Below are 16,627 nucleotides of genomic sequence, written 5' to 3' on the forward strand. Positions count from 1 at the left end.
CGCGTAAACGGCAACGCTCGCGATACCGGCATCCCGGCACGCCCGGGCCACGCGGACAGCGATTTCGCCACGGTTGGCGATGAGCACCTTGCGCATGCCGCTCATGCGGCTGTTCCTCTCAGTCGATTCCGCGGTGTATGTGCGGCTCATCGCCCCACTCCTCCTCCCCCGCCAACAGCGCCCCCGCTGGCCAGAGCCGTTCATCGGCTCCGGCCGATCCGGCGCGGATGGTTCCGTCCCAGGCGTCGTTCATGCCGTCCATGTCATTTCCCCCGGCGCCAACTGCCGGGAAAGCGATAGGCAGTGTGTCTCTCGAGGCGCTCCCAGTGCGGCCCGTCCTGTGCGGCGCTCCGGTCGGCGCTGTCCGTGTCGTCGTGCGGACCGGCCTGGGTGAGCAGCAGAACGGTGAGCGCGGCGAGTTCGTCGTCGGTGGCGTGGCCTCGCTCGACACGGACCAGGCAGGGCTTGTCAGTGGTCTGGGACATGCGATCAACTCCGTTCGTGTGCGTACGGGTCTACTGCGGCGGGTTGCCGTGCTTGCGGGAGGGCAGGTCGGCGTGCTTGGTGCGCAGCATCGCCAGGGAGCGGATGAGCACTTCGCGGGTCTCGGCAGGGTCGATGACGTCGTCGACCAGGCCGCGTTCGGCTGCGTAGTAGGGGTGCATCAGCTCGGTCTTGTACTCCTTGACCATGCGGGTGCGCATGGCCTCGGGATCGTCGGCGGCGGCGATCTGCCGGCGGAAGATCACGTTGGCCGCACCCTCGGCGCCCATCACCGCGATCTCGTTGGTGGGCCAGGCATACGACAGATCGGCGCCCACCGACCGGGAGTCCATGACGATGTAGGCACCGCCGTAGGCCTTGCGAAGGATCAGCTGGATCCGCGGCACGGTGGCGTTGCAGTACGCGTAGAGCAACTTCGCGCCGTGGCGGATGATGCCGCCGTGCTCCTGGTCGACGCCGGGCAGGAAGCCCGGGACGTCCAGCAGTGTCACCAGCGGAATGTTGAAGGCGTCGCACATCTGGACGAAGCGCGCGGCCTTCTCTGAGGCGTTGATATCCAGGACGCCGGCCAGGGAGCGCGGTTGGTTGGCGACGATCCCGACGGTCCGGCCGTCCAGGCGGGCCAGCGCGACGAGGACATTGGTTGCCCAGCGCTCGTGGATTTCCAGGAATTCGCCGTCGTCGACGATTGATTCGATGACCTTGGCCATGTCGTAGGGACGGTTGCCGTCGGCCGGGACCAGATCGAGGAGTTCCGCGCAGCTCCGGTCGGGCTGGTCGTCGGTGCCCACGGTGGGCGGGGCCTCGCGATTGTTCTGCGGCAGCAAGGAGATCAGGTAACGCACTTCGGCGATGCATGTCTCCTCGTCGTCGTACGCGAAGTGCGAGACGCCCGAGGTCTCCGCGTGCACGTCGGCGCCGCCCAGCCCGTTCTGCGTGATCTCCTCACCCGTGACGGCCTTCACCACGTCCGGACCGGTGATGAACATCTGCGACGTGTCACGGACCATGAACACGAAGTCCGTCAGCGCGGGCGAGTACGCCGCGCCGCCCGCACACGGGCCGAGCATCACCGAGATCTGCGGGATCACCCCGCTTGCCTTGGTGTTGCGCTGGAAGATGCCGCCGTACCCGGCGAGTGCCGTGACGCCTTCCTGGATGCGGGCGCCCGCGCCGTCGTTCAGCGAGACCAGCGGCGCGCCCGCCGCAATGGCCATGTCCATGATCTTGTGGATCTTCGTGGCATGGGCCTCGCCCAGCGCACCGCCGAAGATCCGGAAGTCATGCGCGTACACGAAGACCGTCCGGCCCTCCACCGTGCCCCAACCGGTGATGACACCGTCGGTGTAGGGCTTCTTCACCTCCAGGCCGAACCCGACAGCCCGGTGCCGGCGCAGCTGCTCGACCTCGTTGAACGACCCCTCGTCCAGCAGCAGCTGGATACGCTCACGCGCCGTCAGCTTGCCCTTGTCACGCTGTCGGCTGGTGGCGGCGGGGTCCTCGCCCTCGGCGATGACCTGCTTGAGAGCCATCAACTCCTCGACGCCGCTGTACATGTCGTCCTCCTCGTGTTCCTCGGGTCCGGTCGTGCCCGGGCGGCTTCGCGCCGTCATCAGGCACCTGCCAGCGCCGGTTGCGGTGTCCGGCCGTGCGCACCGGCCTGCGCCACGACCCGGTCGATGTCCTCCGGGACGGCGATCGCGACGGCGTGCGCGTCTGGCCGGGCACGCTGCAGAAGGCGGGTGAGTGGGCCGGACGGGGCCAGTTCAATGTGCAGGGCGTCCGGGGCGAGGCGGGCCATCTCCTGCGCGCACAGGTCCCAGCGGACCGGTCCGGTGATCTGGCTGATCAGCCGGCGCCGCAGCTCGTCCGGGTCGCTCACCAGCGCTCCGTCGGCGTTGCCGAGCATCGCCGAGGCCGGCTCGGCGAAGCGCACGCCTTGGGCCGCGCGGGCGAAGGCCTTCACCGCCGGGGCCATGGCCTCGGTATGGAAGGCGCCCGCGACGTTCAGCGGAGCCACCCGCGTCCCTGACGGCGGGGAGTCGGCGAAGCCCGCGACGCGGTCGGCGGGGCCCGCTGCCACGAACTGGTGGCTGCCGTTGACGTTGGCCACGCTCAGGCCCGACGCCGCGACGGCCGCCGTGATCTCCTCGTCTGAGGCGCCTTCGCGCTTGGTCGGCATGACGGCCGCCATGCCGGTCGGTGCCACGGCGCACGCCGCCGACATTGCCTCTCCCCGAACCCGGGCGAGGGCGACGGCCGTCTCGGCGTCGAGGTGTCCCGCACCGGCTGCGGCGGCCAGTTCGCCGACGGAGTGGCCGGCGAACAGGACGTCATCGGCGGCCGGCGCGAGCCTGCTGCTCAGCAGTCGGTACGCCAGTACGGACACGGCGACGATCAGCGGCTGCGCGAAGGCGGTGTCGGCGAGCAGAGTCTCGTCCCGGCTCGCCGTGACCAGATCGAAGCCGGCCCGCCGCGACCAGGTATCGACCAGTTCGGGTGCCTCGGGGATGCCCTCCAGCCAGGGATCGAGCATTCCCGGCCGCTGGACGCCCTGCCCCGGGGCGCTCACGACATAGCGGTATCCCATGGAATCCTCGCCCTCCCAGATGTCAGTCATGTTGGTTTCCGCCTCCTGTGAGTGAGTCGGCGGGGCGGAGCAGGGTGATGGCACGGTCGACCTCCAGGACGACGCGGCCGTCCCCCGCGCGCGCTACTCCGGTGAAGGTGGCGGTCTCCTCGTCCCGGTCGACCAACTCGACCGAGTGTTCGAGGAGTTCACCGGCGTGCACCGCGCCGGTCAGTCGGACCCCGCGCGCCGAGCCGAAGATCAGCAAGTGCCGACCGGGGTCAGCGGACTCGAGCAGCACCAGTAGCCCGCAGGCCTGGAGGAAGGACTCCAGCGTGAGAGAGGCGGGGAAGGCGCCGGGGGCCGAGCGGCCCGGCTGTCGGTCCAGTTCGTGCCGGCTCACCGCCTTGACGGCTGTGAGGGCGCCGGGCGTGTGCCGGACGACGCGGTCCACCTGCAGGGCGGGATATCCGTAGGGCAGTAGGTCGTCGGGGTCCGGATGGGCGGCCGTGGCCGTCGTCGCCGTCATGCTCCGCACCTCCATGTCGCGGTGATGCGGGCGCAGCGCTGCCCGCCGATGCTGCAGGTCGCCTTGGTGACCAGGTGCTCGCGGTCGCCGCTGACCGTGGCCTCGATGACCAGCTCGTCATCGGCGAGCGCCGGCCGGCTGAACCGGACCGAGCTGATCTCCACCAGAGTGACGCCGCCGAGAGCCTGGTCGAGGTGGAGTTCGAGCATCTGCTGCAGGCTCTCGATCAGGAACACTCCGGGGTACACCGTGAGGTCGGGGAAGTGCCCGGCCAGATAGGGGTCGTCGGCGCTGACGCGCTTGCGGCCGACGAACCCTCCGTCGGTCGCCTCGACCTCGTCCACGGCGACGAGTGGCATGCGCCGGGCGTCGTCGGCGAGGGCGTGCTGTACGGGCGCCATGGCTTACACCCCCATGCCGACGCCGCCGCCGATGGGGATGGACGAGCCGGTGATGAAGCCCGCTTCCTCGGACACCAGGAAGGCGACGAGGGCGGCTACCTCCTCCGGCCGTCCGGTACGGCGCAGCGCGGTCTGGGAGACGATCTCGTCGCGGCGCTTCTTCGACAGGTCGGCGATCATGTCGGTCTCGACGAGGCCCGGCAGGACGACATTGGACGTGATGCCGGCGCGGCCCAACTCCCAGGAAAGGGAACGGGCCAGACCGATGAGACCGCTCTTGGACGCCGCGTAGTTGACCTGTCCGGGCGACCCCCAAAGGGCCACGATCGAGGAGACGAACACCAGGCGGCCCCACTTGTTGGCGAGCATGTCCGAGACTGTTTCGCGCGCCACGTTGATGGAGCCGTTGAGGTTGGTCTCGAGTACGTCCCGAACGCCCTCGTGGGTCTGGGTGAGCAGGGGCCCGTCGTTCATGATCCCGGCGCAGTTGATGACGATGTCGATCTCGCCGACGATGTCCCGCGCCTGCTCGACGGCCGTGGTGACCGACTGCGGGTCGCGGACGTCGCATTCGACGAACGAGACGCCGTCGATCTCCGGCTTCGTGGTGCGGGCGGTGCCCACGACGCGATATCCCTGCTTGTGCAACTCGGTGGCGATCGCCGCTCCGATACCGCGGCTGGCTCCGGTGATGAATACCGATCGGTTGGTCATGTCGCTGCTCCTTGATGAATGGCGCCTATGCGGACGAACGAATCGATTTGCTCGATGGCGGACCGGGTGGCGTCGCCGCCACCGGTCACTCCGGCCCAGCCGGCCCGGCGGGCCCCGGCGACGTTGTTGGCGAGGTCGTCGACGAGGACGTTGGCCTGTGGGGGCAGGCCGGACCGTGATGCGGCCAGGTGGAACATGGCGAGGTCCGGTTTGCGGACACCGAGGTCGCAGGAGAGCAGGACCTCGTCGAACAGCTCGTCCCAGTCCGCGAACTGGGCGAATTGGTTCTTCCAGTCCACGGGAAGGTTGGAGATCAGGCCTACGAAGACGCCGGCGTCCCGCCAGGTGCGCAGGGCGGCCAGCCAGGCGGTGTTGACGCGGCGGTCGCTCCACCACTCCGTGCCTAGCTCGGACAGGTCTGCGTCCACCGCGAACCGGGCGGCCAGCTCCTGCTCGATCTCGGCTGTCCATTCCCGCTCGGAGAGGATCCCGGAGTCGAGTACGGCCATCCCGTCCGGGCAGGCGTGACGGTCCGCGATCGCCCGCAGGCACCGGCCGAGCTGCTGAACCGTGAACGGCTTGCCCTCGCAGTAGGCACGCAGGCCCTCTTGCAGCGGAGGCGTCATCACCCCGCGGAAGTCGGTCCAGACGGCGTGGGTCATGATGCGTCCCCGCCGTCTGTGCCGGCCTCGGCCAGTGCGAACGACATACGGGTCACGACCAGGCCGTCCTGGACGCAGTCCACGTCGACCCAGCGTCCACTGTGCCGCGCCACGAGCCGGGTGGCCCGGTCGAGTTCGGCGAAGTGGTCGAACGTCGCCCGTACCGCAGTGACCACGTGGTCGGCGGGCCAGGGTGTGTCGGCCAGGACGAGCTGGCGGCCGGCTTCGATGAGCACCATGGCCGGGAAGTGGTCGTAGTCGTGGTCGAAGAGGCTTGCGTTGGCGAAGTCGGGCGCCAACTCAGCGACGGATACGCCCTCTTCGGTCCGCCGCCGGGCGAGCGCCACGTTCGCGCTCTCGGACCGGGCCACGCTGTGCGGCGTGCTCAGTCCGGAACGTCGACCCGGATCCGAGCGCAGCACGGCCGTGGTCGGCGGCGGCGTGCCGTCCCGCTGGTAGGCGCGCAGGTCCTCGTAGCGACGCTTGGGCACGCCCTGCACCGCCATCGTCGTACGCAGCACTTCCCGGCCCGCGTTGTCGGTGCCCGTCTGTGTGTAGGCGATCTGCTTCGGTGACCCGTCGACCCGCAGCTGGAGCTGCTCGAACTCCGTGTGCAGCGTCAGTTCGCCGCGTACCGCCGCCAAGGCCGCCGGATCGGTGATCTGCACGTCGATCGAGTTGAAGAAGAACGCGATGTCGCTCGACAGGCCCTCGAACTCGTGTGCCGCGCTGAGTGCGGCCTGGCGGCAGGCCTCTGTCAGCAGGAGTGCGTCCAGCCAGTACGGACCGGGGTGGTCGAGGTAGTACGGGCTGATGCCCGTGGTGACCGTCATGCTGTCGTAGCCGGCCCCGTTCGCGCGCCCGGGGGGCGACACGAGGATCTCCTGCTCGTTGGCCCGGTGCACGAGGTCCCGCCGGACCAGCTCCGGGCGGGCCGGGCTCCGGGGCACGCGGTCGGCGGTGGCGGCCGTGCTCATGCGCCCTCCTCGACGATGGTGAGGACTGCTGCGGCCACGGCGCCGGAGTCGTCGATCCCGGTGATCAGGACACCCGTGCCGGGCCGGCCCAGGGCGAGTGCCGCGGCCAGTTGCATGGCGCCCAGGGCGCCGCCGCACTCACCGACGGCGGTGCGTACGTCCACTCGTTCGGCGTCGAGCGGCTCCAGGGCCGCCCGCTCGCTCTCCTCCACGACCGTGCCGATGGCCCCGGGGAGTACCAACTCGACCTCGACACCGGCACGTCGCGCCGCGTCCAGGGACCGGTTGACCGCACCGCGCAGCGCCTGCGCGTATCCGGCCTGGGTGCGCTGCGGCGCGAACATCACCTCGCAGGCCGTCACCGTGGCCAAGGCCTCGGGCGCGTCCGGCCCTGCCGGTTCGAGCGCGAGCAGTGCCGCGCCCTCACCGATGACGACGGACTCCGCCACGTCCTTCTTGAGGCGGGTGCCCCAGGCGGTGTGCGGGGAGAGTTCCTCGACGCCGCCGACGAGCATCCGCTGCGCGTGGCCGCAGCGGATGAGCCGTGCGCCGTAGCGCAGTGCGGACAGGGCGCTGACCGTGCCGTTGGCCAGGGTGGAGTTGGGGCCGCGCAGTCCGTGCCAGATGGCGATCTGGCTGGCGCAGCAGTTCATGGTGGTGTTGGGGAAGACCGCGGGGTTGACCAGGTCGATGCCCTTGCCCTCGATGATGTCGACGTCCAGCTCGACACTGCTGCGCAGGCTCCCGACGACGGTGCCCATCGCGATCCCGGTGGACTCCCAGGACGCGTCGTCGACCCCAGCGCGCTCACTCAGTTCCCGCTTGAGCAGCGTGCTGGCCGCCAGGCCCAGCTTCGTCGTGCGGTCGAGGTTCTTCGTGCCCTTGCGGGGCACGTAGTCGGTGATGGCGAAGCCGGGCACCGACGCCACCTCGCCGGGCAGCCCGGCATAGCTCTCGGCGTCGGCGTCGGCTTCGGCCGCTGCGGCGCCGGTGCGGGCCGCGGCCGGCTCGCGCAGCCGGTCGCGCAGGGCGTCCAGGCCGACACCGGCCGTGGACAGCACCGACACCCAAGAGATCTGGAGTTCCTCCGTGGCGGTCATCGCCGCTCCCCTCCCGCAGCGGCCCCCGCACCGACCGGCTCACGGTCGGAGAAGGCGCCGAAAATGGTGATGGCGTTGTTGCCGCCGAACGCGAAGCCGTGGTTCTGCGCGACCCGTACCTCGGCCGGCTTGGCTCCGTCGCCGACGACGTCGATGCCGTCGCCGAACGCCGGGTCCACGGTGCGTACGTTGCTGGTGGGCGGCAGGAAGGAGTCTTCGATCGCCTTGCAGCAGGCGATCGCACCGAATCCGCTGGCGGCGCCCATGGTGTGGCCGAGCATCGACTTGATGGAGCTGATCGGCGGGTGCTCGTCGCCGAACACCAGGCGGGTGGCGGTGATTTCGGTGATGTCGTTGGTCGGGGTGCCCGTGCCGTGGGCGCAGACGTAGTCGACGTCGCCCGCCGTGATGCCCGAGTTGGCGTGCGCCCTGCGGATGCAGTCGGCGATGCTCTGGGCATCCGGGTGCACGATGTGGTGGGCGTCGCAGCTGAGCCCGTAGCCGAGCAGTTCGGCGTAGATGTGCGCACCGCGCCGCTGGGCGTGCTCCAGTTCCTCCAGGACGAGGACCGCGCCGCCCTCGGCGGTGACGATGCCGGTGCGGTCCTGGTCGAAGGGTCGCGGGACGCCGTCGGCGACGGCGCCCAGGCTCTGGAACCCGGCGTGTGTGAATCGGTTGACGCTGTCGGCGCCGCCCGCCACCATCACGTCGGCCTCACCGGCGATGATCTTGTCTGCGGCGCTGCCGATGGCGTAGTTGGCGGCGGAGCACGCGGTCGGGATGACCACGGTCTCGCCGTGCAGGCCCAGTTCGACCGAGACGGCGGCGGCGATGTTGCCTGCGGGGATCTTGCGGACCACGTCGACGGAGACCGTGTCGGGCCCGCCGTCCAGCCATTGCCGGGTCAGGGTGTCGACGGATGGGGCCTCGCCATTCGTGGTCCCGATGATGGCCCCCGCGGTCGCGCGGGTGTCTTCGTCGAGGGCGAGGGCGGCGTCCTCGACTGCGAGGCGGGCCGCGGCCGCCGCGAAGTGGGCGGTGCGCCCCCAGTCCTCCAGGCTGATGACCTGGACGATCGAGGCCGGGTCGAAGTCCTGTACTTCGCCGGCCAGCTGGGCTGGGAAGTCACTGCTGTCGAAGGACGTGATGGGCGTGACGCCGCTGCGCCCGGCCTTGATGCCCGCGGTGAAGTCCTCGACCCCGGTGCCGATGCTGCTGACACATCCCAGGCCGGTCACCACGACCCGTCGGGCGGGGCTCACTGGTCGCCGCCCTTGCCATCGCGTATCAGGATGATCTGCGCCACGAGCAGGTCGACGGTGCGCAGGTCGACGGCGAGCTCCCGGGGCACGCGGATGGACAGCTCCTTGTTCACCCGGGCGAGGACCTGGATCAGGCCGAGGGAGTCGGCCCCGTAGATGTCGATGAGGTCGGCGTGGACGTCGACCTCGGTGGGCTCGAGATCCAGTTCGAGCTCGTCGACGATGATGTCGAGGGTGGTGTTCTGAATTACCTCGTCGGAAATTACAGCAACAGTCATATCCTCATCCAATTCAGTGGATTTTTTGACAGGTGGGCCCGGACGGTCATTCTCGGAATTCAGTGAATTCTTGTCGAATGACCGGCGAGAAGGGTCCTGCAGGATTGTTCAGGAAGTAACGCGGCCACCTCGGGCGCGCGCCGGATCGACACTCAGCTGGCTCAGTCGGGCCATGCGATCCAGGTGCTGGGCGGCGTCGTGGCAGGTGGAGCGGTACCGCTCGTCGCGCTCGGCAATCTCGGCAGCCGAGCGGAGGCCGCCGTCGCGGGCATGCTCGATGGCGGTAGCCATGATCTTCCGGATGACGCCCTGGCGTTCCGCATCGTATTCGCTCAATGCGTTACCGGCGCCGTTCCGAATTTCTTCAACCATACGCCAGGAAAGCGCTGCGGCGTCAAGAATTCCAGAATTCATGCCCTGTCCGCCGGCCGGTGCCATGACGTGTGCGGAATCGCCCGCGAGATAGCAGCGGCCGACCGCGAAACGGTCCGCGACAGCGAATCGCGCCTGGAAATCGGCGGTGGAGACCAGCTGGCGCACGCGCGGGCGCCGCCCGTGCGGACCGCGCGCGTCGAGCAGGCTCTGGAACGACTCCACCGTGGCGTCGGGCGCATCCGGCAGCAGCCGGTGGGCGAGCCGGTAGGCGCCCCGGTCGTGCGGACCGATGGCCATGCCGCCGTGCGGGGTCCAGCAGTAGCTGGCCTCGTCCTCCGGCAGGCCGCTGATCACGGCGTCAGCAATGCGGAAGGAGACCCGCGGGCCGACGTCCGGCATCGCGATGCCGAGGAGGTCGCGCACGGTGCTGCCGGCGCCGTCGGCACCGATCAGGTAGCGCGCCGACAGGGCCGAGGTGTGCCCCGCTGCCCGCAGCCGGACGGTGACCTGCTCGTCGTCCTGCTCCAGGTCGAGCACCTCCGCGTCGTCGATGCCGCCGCCGGCCGCGCGGAACGCCTCCTCCAGCGCGGCCTCGGTGTCGTGCTGCGAGACACCGAGTGCGAAGGGGAAAGGCGTGTCGCTCATGCGGTCGATCTCGAAGCGCCCGATGGATTCGCCCGATGAGTAGTAGCCGACCTTGGTGACCCGGCTGCCGCTCGCTCGAAGACGGTCGACGACCCCGATCGAGTCCATGATCTCCAGTGCTGCGGGCCAGATGACCGAGGCCCGCGAGTGGCCTGTGAACGGCGGGTGTTTGCGCAGGATGCGCACGGAGAGCCCTTGTGCGGCGAGGACACAGCCCGCCGTCAGGCCGGTCGGCCCGCCACCCACGACGAGTACGTCTAGCACACCAGCTCCAGGATCAGGCAGGACCATGTGTATCCGCCGCCGGCGTTGACGATCACGCAGAGATCGCCCGGCTGCAGGTCCTGGTCCTCGTAGAGATCGGTGATGTTCGCGCCGACGTCGGCGACGCCAAGGTGTGCGGTGCGCCCGCCGTGCCACACCAGCTTGTCGGCGCCGAAGAACGGAGCGAGCTGCGGACGGTAGACCGTCTCGAAGATCTTGCCGCTCAGCCGCGGGACAGCGACTGCGCGGATGCGGTCCTCGGCGCCCGTGAGGCCCGCGTCGTCGAGGGCCTCCTGCACGCAGCCCGTCAGGGAGGCCCGCGACCGCTGCGCGAACCGCTCGATGCCGTACTCCGTCAGGTACGCCTTCTTGGCGGCCCGCAGGTCGACCTTGCCGCCGGCCCGCAGCGCGGGTCCGGGGGTGGGGTCGTAGCCGAAGCGGTTCATCTCCTCCAGTTCCGGGGCGGCCCGGCTGGATAGCGAGACGATCCGGAAGGAGTTGTGTGCGGCCGGCTCACGAGCCACCACCAGCGCGGTTCCGGCATCGCCGTGTACACAGCCGTAGTTGAGGTTCCAGCGGTCGACCTGCGGCTCCTGCATCGCGTCGGAGACCGTCACGGCCGCCGCCGTGATCGAGTCATCGGCCAGCATGGCGCGGCTGGCGAGCTCGAGTGCCGCCATCGGGGCGTTGCACCCCTGGGACAGATTGACCGGCAGTGCGCCCAGCGCGTCCGTGCGGTGTGCGACGTAGTGCGCGGCGCTCCAGATGTCGAAGCCCTGGTGCCACCAACTGCAGTGGAAGAGCAGGCCGACGTCGGAGGCGTCGGTCTGGGCCGACTTCAGGGATCCGCGCAGTGCCTCGACCGCCAGGTCGGCGACTGGGCCTGTGCTGTCGAGGACCGGGACGTCGGGGTTGCCCAGGGTCTCGTCGACGTCGTGCACCAGTCCTTGGTCCACGGCGTCGGAGACGGAGATCCGGGTGTCCGGGTACTCGACGGTGCAGCCGTTCAGGTAAAGGCCGTTGATCAGCATGTGTGCCGTCTACCTTTCGTCTTCATCGGGAACTTTCCTCCGGCTTGAGGGACTTGCCGAACACGGCGAACGCCACGGCTACGGCGAGGAAGACGGCGCAGACGACGACGAAGCCCAGTCGCGTGTCACCGCCGCCGGAGACGCCCATGAAGACCGCGCCGAGCAGGGCGGTGCCGAGGGCGAGCGTGGTCTGCTGCGTGGTCGTCACGATGCCGCTGCCGGCGCCGATCTGGTTGGGCGGGATCGAGGACAGCACGGTGCGGTAGACCGTCGGCACGAACAGGCCGTTGCCCGCGCCGATGAGGAACATGCCGACGACCAGCTCGTAGAAGTGCACGTGGGGCCACCACAGCAGGGCGGGCACGATCAGGGCGACCAGTCCGAGCACCTGGAGGACCCCGCCGATCTGGAGCGTGCGCACACCGACCCTGCCGATCAGCTTCGGTGCCCGTACCGCGGCGAGGAACTGGCCGACCGCCATCGGGGCCATGGACAGACCGGACTCGAAGGCGCTCATCCGGTTGCCGCCCTGGACAGCCAGCGCGAAAACGAAGATGAAGCCGCCGAAGGCCAGGAAGCCGCTGCCCAGAACGAGCAGGCCGCGCTTCATCGCGGACTGCGAGAGCAGCGAGGGAGCGATCAGCGGGACGACGTCCGTCGTCTCCACCTTGCGCTCGTAGCGCCACAGGACGAAGGCAACGGCGGCGGACACCACGAACAGGGCCCAGGTCCACAGCGGCCAGTGGGTCTGCCGCCCGAGGCTGAGCGGGACCAGCAGGGCGAGCACGGCGGTGCCGAACAGCGCGGTGCCGCCGAGGTCTGCGCCCTGCGGCTGGGTCGCCTTGGTCTCCGGCACCCACAGCCGCGTACCGATCACGGCCAGGATGCCCAGTGGGACGTTCACCAGGAAGATCGGGCGCCAGCCGAGTCCGGCGATGTCCGCCCAGACGAACAGACCGCCGAGCAGCTGCCCGACCGCTGCCGACAGGCCGCCGATCGCGCCGTAGTAGCTGACGGCCCGCGTCTTGGCGGGCTCCTGGAGCGAAGCCTGGATAGTGGACAGCACCTGGGGCAGCAGCAGGGCGGCGGCTGCGCCCTGCAGGATGCGGGCGCCGACCAGAGTCTCGATGTTGGGGGCGATCCCGCAGGCGAGCGAGGCGATCGTGAATCCGCCGACACCGATCTGGATCAGCTTGCGGCGCCCGAACCGGTCACCGAACCGGCCGCCGAGGACGAGCAGTACGGCGTAGGTGATGCCGTAGAAGCTCACCACGAACTGCGAGGTAGACGCCGAGACGTGGAAGGTCTTCTGAATCGAGGGCAGGGCGACGTTGACGATGAACGCGTCCACCGTCGTCAGGGCCGCCGCCATCAGCAGCGTGCCCTGCCCGAGCGGGCTGAATCCCGAGCCTGCGGCCCCGGCAGCGCTCGCTGGAGCTTTGGTCTCTACGGTCGACAAAGCGGGCTCCTTCTGTGTTCTTCGTGGGGGGACTGTCAGCGGTAGGACTGGTAGACGAACTGGCGCAGCCGGTTCATGATCGGGAGCGTCCGTGACGGGAAGAGCTGCGGAACGACCAGGGCCGCCACGCCCGTTGTGGGGTCGACGAAGAAGTTGGTGCTGCTCGCCGACAGCCACGAGTACTCGCCCGCACGCGACAGGATGTGGCTCTCCGCCGGCGTCTGCATGGTCATGAAGCCGAGCCCGAAGCCGACAGACTTCATGACCTCGTTGATGGCGGGGACGGGCCAGTAGCCGAATCCGTCGCCCAGCGTGGCGTTGCCCGGCAGGTGGTTGCTGCGCATCGACTCGACGGTCAGCGGTGAGATCACGTGGTCGGACGTGGATCCGATCCGGCCACCGTTGACGAGCATGCCGAGGAAGGCGATGTAGTCCTCCGCCGACGTGTAGATGCCGCCGCCGCCCGAGAGGAAGGTGGGCACGTCGGTGTCGACGGGAAGGCCGAGCGGGGTCAGGCCGTCGGTCTCCCCTTGCTGGGTGTAGATCTCCGCGTAGCGGTGCGTCTGGTCCGGCTCCACGTGGAAGGCCGTGTCCTTGAGGCCGAGCGGCTCGAAGAGGGCTTCCTTCATGTAGACGTCGAGGCGCTTTCCGGAGACGACCTCGATGATCCGTCCGAGCACGTCCGTGCTGACGCCGTAGTTCCAGGCCGTGCCGGGCTGGAAGCGCAGCGGGAAGGAGCCCCACGCCTCGGTGGCTCCGACGAGGTCGACACCCTCCGGGACACCCAGGGCGTAACCGGCCCCCACGTACAGGCTGTCCACCGCGTGCGACTGGTGGGAGCCGTAGCCAAGACCGGAGGTGTGGGTCAGCAGGTGCCAGATCCGCATGGGTTCGAGCAGCCCCTCGGTGAGGGGTGACTCCGCCATGCCGGCGCGGTAGACGCGCAGATCGGCGTACGAGGGCAGGTAGTCGGCGACCGGGTCGTTCAGCGCGACCAGGCCCTTCTCCACCAGGGTCATGAAAGCCACCGAAGTCATGGCCTTGCTCAGTGACCAGGCGCGGAAGATGCTGTCCGTCTTCATCGGGGTGCCGTCGGCGATGTTCGCCAGGCCACCGGCGGTCGCGTACTTCACCTCCCCGTGCTGGGAGACGATGCCCGTCCAGCCCGAGATCTGGCCGTCGAGGACCTGTCGGTCGAAGTACTCGCCGAAGGCTGACAGCCGATCCGCGTCGAGTTGCATGAAGAAGTCCCTCTCGTCTTTCTTACCTTGGGTGGTTGCTGTCCCCGGGCGGCTCACAGCCGGTCGCCGGAGAATTGCTCGAGATGCGCTCGGAGCGCCGGATTGATGCGGTAGGGCTCTTGAGCAGTGAGGTCGAACATCACCATTCGACTCACCGCTTTGACACTGACTTCCTGCGCCGCGTCAATAATCCGGAAATTGAACTCGAAGCTCGAACGCCGAATGTTCGATATCCAGACTTCGATGCGTACCGGCTCCAGCGAATAATGGAGCGGCCTGAGATATCCGATTTCGTGTGCTGCGACGACCGCGGTCTCCCCGTCGAAGGCGTCGGTCGACATGAGCCACCTCATGCGGGCTTCCTCGAGAAGCCTGACGATCTCGCAGTTGTTGACATGCCCGTAGGCGTCGACGTCGCCCCACCGGAGCGAGACGTCGACCGAGGACGGCCGGCGAACTCCCGGCTCGTCCAGTGTCGTTGCGGCATGCGTGCTCATCGAGCGACCTCGTCTCGCGTGTCAGATCAGCCGGTGTGGAGAGACGTCGCGACGCTGCGACTCGTCATCCAGAACATCGAGAGGTCCGGGGCTTGCCGGTGCTCTCGGCTACGAAGAGAGATTACGGCTCCAAGTCCGCTCGCCGGTCCCCGGGAAGAGCAACTGCACCCTAGGGTGCAGCGAGATACGACCACCGAAGCGACCGCCATGGCTCACGCGTTCGCGACCAGAGCGACCTGCCAAAGTAGAAACGTCTTTTCGGTCTGCAGGCACCGCGCTGCGGTGAACTTCGAGAATTTTTCTGGACTTAGCCAAGTAGGCGGAGGAGGGCGTCGATCGCCTCGTTAGTTTGGGCGTACGACCGCTCCTTCGTCGCAAGGGAGCGGAGAAGGGGGAACCATGCATTATCCTGCCGCGGCGTCGTTTCTGCGCACCGCGATTCCTGACATCGTCCGCTCCTACCAGTTGGCCTTGCGGGCGGTGCGCAGTCCGCTGGCGATGCGCAAGGATGCCTGGCCCAGATGCTGCGCCCAGGCGGAGTCGATCATCGAGGACTGCATCGCGGCGCTCTCCGGTGAGCCGCCGTCGGAGTCTGCTGACGCCCGCAGCTATTCGCATCTGGTGGGGGTGGACCGGGCGCGTCAGGGCATCGCGGTCGCGGAGTCGGTGCGTGCCGTGGACATCCTGTGGAGTGCGATGCAGCCGTTTCTGCGCACCGCGGTGACGTACGAGGCGCCGCCCCGGCGGACTGACATGCTGCTGCTGGTCTCCACGGTCTTCCGGACCAGTGCCGGCCACCGGCTCTACGCGGGCGCGCGGGGGTACGCCGATGTCTCCGACGGGATGGCCCGCGATTTCGCAGCGGTTGGCATCCCGTGCTCCTCGGGCACGGGGCTGTCGCGGCGGGAGAAGGAAATCCTCGAACGGGTCGCCCAGGCACGGACCAATGTCCAGATAGCCAGGGAACTCGGCATCGAGACGACCACCGTGAAGCGGCATCTGAGCAATATCTACGGGAAGTTGCAGGCGGGCTCCCGAATCGACGCGGTCAACAAGGCCTTCGGCCGCGTCTGACCCGATGACGGCGTCCCGGTGGGGCGAGCGGCGGCCGACGGGCCCGCTCCCACCGGGACGTTGTCGTGTCACGGCCCTCACGCTGTTCCGTGCCACGCCATCACACACAACAGGGCGACGTTGGCGGCATATTGGGTTCGCATGAACGCGCGGTAGGCGCTGCGGTGGGTCCGCTTGTCGCCGCCCTCGATCCGGGCGGTACGCACGATCTGCACGACCACGCACACGGCGCCGATCGCCACGCAGACCGTCGCGGGCAACAGGGTCGGGAACCGGGCCAGCGACGTCAGCACCGCGCCCGCACCGACGAGCAGGGCACCCACCGCGCCGAGCGAGCGCGCCAGGCCCGCGCCGTGCCGCACGGCTACCGTTGACCGTCCTCCGGCGGCATCGCCGTCGACGTCGCTCAGATCCTTGACCACCGAGCCCACCAGAGCCATCCAGGCGCTCATGACAACGGCGAACGCGAGTCCCGCGGGGCTCAGTCGGCCACCCGCCGTGGCCGCACCCCCCGCGAACGAGGTCCATCCGAGGCCGAACACCACCACCGCGCACGCGGTGCTCCAGCGCTTGGCGGCCATCGGTGGCGCCGAGTAGAGCCAGCCCAGCATCAGGAACGCCGCCACCCAGACGGTCAGGCCGGGCACGCAGGCCGCCAGGGCGAGCGCACCGACGGCGGCCCCCGCGGTCTGGAACGCGGCCGTCCGCGTCGGCAGGTCGCCCCGGGCAATGGGGCGTACGGACCCGTTGGCCCGGTCCTCCTTGACGTCCATCACGCCGTTGATCAGGTAGGCGGCGACCACAGCCAGCCACCAGGCGACCGCTCCCGCGACCAGCCGCAGCGGGCTCGCCAGAAGGTGGTGCCCGGAGGATTGGACGGCGCCGATCAGGTAGCGCATGAGGAAGACGAGCTGCACGATCGGACGCGCCTCGATCAGCGCGTACCGCACATGACGCAGCGAAAGACGGACCCGCGCCAGCAGGAGCCGCGGGGTCCGGGGGACGAACAGGGTGTCAATGATCTCGGCCACCACTGGAAGGTACG

General features: G+C 69.0%; 19 protein-coding genes. 1 reads left to right on the forward strand and 18 read right to left on the reverse strand.

Features of this window, described 5'->3' with window-relative positions; all coding sequences use genetic code 11:
* The 17 genes from ACZ67T_RS42110 to ACZ67T_RS42190 all read right to left on the reverse strand — a co-directional run.
* On the reverse strand, positions 1-96 hold a 96-nt coding region (locus tag ACZ67T_RS42110; protein WP_279617129.1), incomplete at its 3' end, for a biotin carboxylase N-terminal domain-containing protein.
* A gap of 167 nt (positions 97-263) precedes the next feature.
* Complete coding sequence (locus tag ACZ67T_RS42115) at positions 264-485, reverse strand: acyl-CoA carboxylase epsilon subunit (protein WP_469991841.1); 222 nt, start codon at positions 483-485, stop codon at positions 264-266.
* A gap of 30 nt (positions 486-515) precedes the next feature.
* Complete coding sequence (locus ACZ67T_RS42120; protein WP_469991898.1) at positions 516-2,036, reverse strand: acyl-CoA carboxylase subunit beta; 1,521 nt, start codon at positions 2,034-2,036, stop codon at positions 516-518.
* Positions 2,037-2,116: 80 nt separating this feature from the next.
* Complete coding sequence (locus tag ACZ67T_RS42125) at positions 2,117-3,124, reverse strand: ACP S-malonyltransferase (RefSeq protein ID WP_469991843.1); 1,008 nt, start codon at positions 3,122-3,124, stop codon at positions 2,117-2,119.
* On the reverse strand, positions 3,117-3,602 hold the full coding sequence (locus tag ACZ67T_RS42130; RefSeq protein ID WP_469991845.1) for a 3-hydroxyacyl-ACP dehydratase FabZ family protein: 486 nt from the start codon (positions 3,600-3,602) through the stop codon (positions 3,117-3,119). Before ACZ67T_RS42130 ends, ACZ67T_RS42125 begins: the two co-directional genes overlap by 8 nt.
* Entirely contained in the window at positions 3,599-4,003 is a 405-nt protein-coding gene (locus ACZ67T_RS42135) for an ApeI family dehydratase (protein WP_469991846.1), read from the reverse strand. Before ACZ67T_RS42135 ends, ACZ67T_RS42130 begins: the two co-directional genes overlap by 4 nt.
* Positions 4,004-4,006: 3 nt before the next feature.
* Positions 4,007-4,717 (reverse strand): SDR family oxidoreductase, encoded by a 711-nt coding sequence (locus ACZ67T_RS42140; protein WP_469991848.1) that lies wholly within the window; start codon positions 4,715-4,717, stop codon positions 4,007-4,009.
* Complete coding sequence (locus tag ACZ67T_RS42145; RefSeq protein ID WP_469991850.1) at positions 4,714-5,379, reverse strand: HAD-IA family hydrolase; 666 nt, start codon at positions 5,377-5,379, stop codon at positions 4,714-4,716. The genes ACZ67T_RS42140 and ACZ67T_RS42145 overlap by 4 nt, the downstream gene beginning before the upstream one ends.
* The gene (locus tag ACZ67T_RS42150; protein ID WP_469991852.1) at positions 5,376-6,356 is read right to left on the reverse strand and encodes an AfsA-related hotdog domain-containing protein; all 981 of its coding nucleotides are present in this window, start codon (positions 6,354-6,356) and stop codon (positions 5,376-5,378) included. The genes ACZ67T_RS42145 and ACZ67T_RS42150 overlap by 4 nt, the downstream gene beginning before the upstream one ends.
* Positions 6,353-7,456, reverse strand: a complete 1,104-nt coding sequence (locus tag ACZ67T_RS42155; protein WP_469991854.1) for a beta-ketoacyl synthase N-terminal-like domain-containing protein — start codon at positions 7,454-7,456, stop codon at positions 6,353-6,355. Before ACZ67T_RS42155 ends, ACZ67T_RS42150 begins: the two co-directional genes overlap by 4 nt.
* Positions 7,453-8,718, reverse strand: a complete 1,266-nt coding sequence (locus ACZ67T_RS42160; protein WP_469991856.1) for a beta-ketoacyl-[acyl-carrier-protein] synthase family protein — start codon at positions 8,716-8,718, stop codon at positions 7,453-7,455. The genes ACZ67T_RS42155 and ACZ67T_RS42160 overlap by 4 nt, the downstream gene beginning before the upstream one ends.
* Entirely contained in the window at positions 8,715-8,996 is a 282-nt protein-coding gene (locus ACZ67T_RS42165) for an acyl carrier protein (RefSeq protein WP_382611933.1), read from the reverse strand. The genes ACZ67T_RS42160 and ACZ67T_RS42165 overlap by 4 nt, the downstream gene beginning before the upstream one ends.
* A 108-nt stretch (positions 8,997-9,104) precedes the next feature.
* Positions 9,105-10,307: an FAD-dependent monooxygenase gene (locus ACZ67T_RS42170; RefSeq protein WP_469991858.1), complete on the reverse strand. Its 1,203-nt coding sequence runs from the start codon at positions 10,305-10,307 to the stop codon at positions 9,105-9,107.
* Positions 10,274-11,311: a ketoacyl-ACP synthase III family protein gene (locus ACZ67T_RS42175; RefSeq protein WP_469991860.1), complete on the reverse strand. Its 1,038-nt coding sequence runs from the start codon at positions 11,309-11,311 to the stop codon at positions 10,274-10,276. The genes ACZ67T_RS42170 and ACZ67T_RS42175 overlap by 34 nt, the downstream gene beginning before the upstream one ends.
* Before the next feature lie 22 nt (positions 11,312-11,333).
* Positions 11,334-12,770, reverse strand: coding sequence for an MFS transporter (locus ACZ67T_RS42180; RefSeq protein ID WP_469991862.1), 1,437 nt, complete (start codon positions 12,768-12,770; stop codon positions 11,334-11,336).
* Between the two features lie 35 nt (positions 12,771-12,805).
* Complete coding sequence (locus tag ACZ67T_RS42185) at positions 12,806-14,011, reverse strand: serine hydrolase domain-containing protein (RefSeq protein WP_469991863.1); 1,206 nt, start codon at positions 14,009-14,011, stop codon at positions 12,806-12,808.
* A 53-nt stretch (positions 14,012-14,064) separates the two neighbouring features.
* On the reverse strand, positions 14,065-14,508 hold the full coding sequence (locus ACZ67T_RS42190) for an acyl-CoA thioesterase (RefSeq protein ID WP_382611921.1): 444 nt from the start codon (positions 14,506-14,508) through the stop codon (positions 14,065-14,067).
* A gap of 399 nt (positions 14,509-14,907) precedes the next feature.
* On the opposite strand from ACZ67T_RS42190, the gene ACZ67T_RS42195 reads away from it, so the two are divergent.
* Positions 14,908-15,582 carry a response regulator transcription factor gene (locus ACZ67T_RS42195; protein WP_469991865.1) on the forward strand — a complete coding sequence of 225 codons (675 nt, stop codon included), beginning with the start codon at positions 14,908-14,910 and terminating at the stop codon, positions 15,580-15,582.
* Between the two features lie 77 nt (positions 15,583-15,659).
* Here the strand turns inward: ACZ67T_RS42195 and ACZ67T_RS42200 are convergent, their stop codons facing one another.
* Positions 15,660-16,613 carry a UbiA family prenyltransferase gene (locus ACZ67T_RS42200; RefSeq protein ID WP_469991866.1) on the reverse strand — a complete coding sequence of 318 codons (954 nt, stop codon included), beginning with the start codon at positions 16,611-16,613 and terminating at the stop codon, positions 15,660-15,662.
* Positions 16,614-16,627 lie beyond the last annotated feature (14 nt).

The organism is Streptomyces sp. NPDC107517 (assembly GCF_055582645.1).

Coding starts and splice junctions, on each gene's coding strand:
- ACZ67T_RS42115 (WP_469991841.1), bottom strand. CDS start 485: ATGTCCCAGACCACTGACAAGCCCTGCCTGGTCCGTGTCGAGCGAGGC.
- ACZ67T_RS42120 (WP_469991898.1), bottom strand. CDS start 2,036: ATGGCTCTCAAGCAGGTCATCGCCGAGGGCGAGGACCCCGCCGCCACC.
- ACZ67T_RS42125 (WP_469991843.1), bottom strand. CDS start 3,124: ATGACTGACATCTGGGAGGGCGAGGATTCCATGGGATACCGCTATGTC.
- ACZ67T_RS42130 (WP_469991845.1), bottom strand. CDS start 3,602: ATGACGGCGACGACGGCCACGGCCGCCCATCCGGACCCCGACGACCTA.
- ACZ67T_RS42135 (WP_469991846.1), bottom strand. CDS start 4,003: ATGGCGCCCGTACAGCACGCCCTCGCCGACGACGCCCGGCGCATGCCA.
- ACZ67T_RS42140 (WP_469991848.1), bottom strand. CDS start 4,717: ATGACCAACCGATCGGTATTCATCACCGGAGCCAGCCGCGGTATCGGA.
- ACZ67T_RS42145 (WP_469991850.1), bottom strand. CDS start 5,379: ATGACCCACGCCGTCTGGACCGACTTCCGCGGGGTGATGACGCCTCCG.
- ACZ67T_RS42150 (WP_469991852.1), bottom strand. CDS start 6,356: ATGAGCACGGCCGCCACCGCCGACCGCGTGCCCCGGAGCCCGGCCCGC.
- ACZ67T_RS42155 (WP_469991854.1), bottom strand. CDS start 7,456: ATGACCGCCACGGAGGAACTCCAGATCTCTTGGGTGTCGGTGCTGTCC.
- ACZ67T_RS42165 (WP_382611933.1), bottom strand. CDS start 8,996: ATGACTGTTGCTGTAATTTCCGACGAGGTAATTCAGAACACCACCCTC.
- ACZ67T_RS42170 (WP_469991858.1), bottom strand. CDS start 10,307: ATGGTCCTGCCTGATCCTGGAGCTGGTGTGCTAGACGTACTCGTCGTG.
- ACZ67T_RS42175 (WP_469991860.1), bottom strand. CDS start 11,311: ATGCTGATCAACGGCCTTTACCTGAACGGCTGCACCGTCGAGTACCCG.
- ACZ67T_RS42185 (WP_469991863.1), bottom strand. CDS start 14,011: ATGCAACTCGACGCGGATCGGCTGTCAGCCTTCGGCGAGTACTTCGAC.
- ACZ67T_RS42190 (WP_382611921.1), bottom strand. CDS start 14,508: ATGAGCACGCATGCCGCAACGACACTGGACGAGCCGGGAGTTCGCCGG.
- ACZ67T_RS42195 (WP_469991865.1), top strand. CDS start 14,908: ATGCATTATCCTGCCGCGGCGTCGTTTCTGCGCACCGCGATTCCTGAC.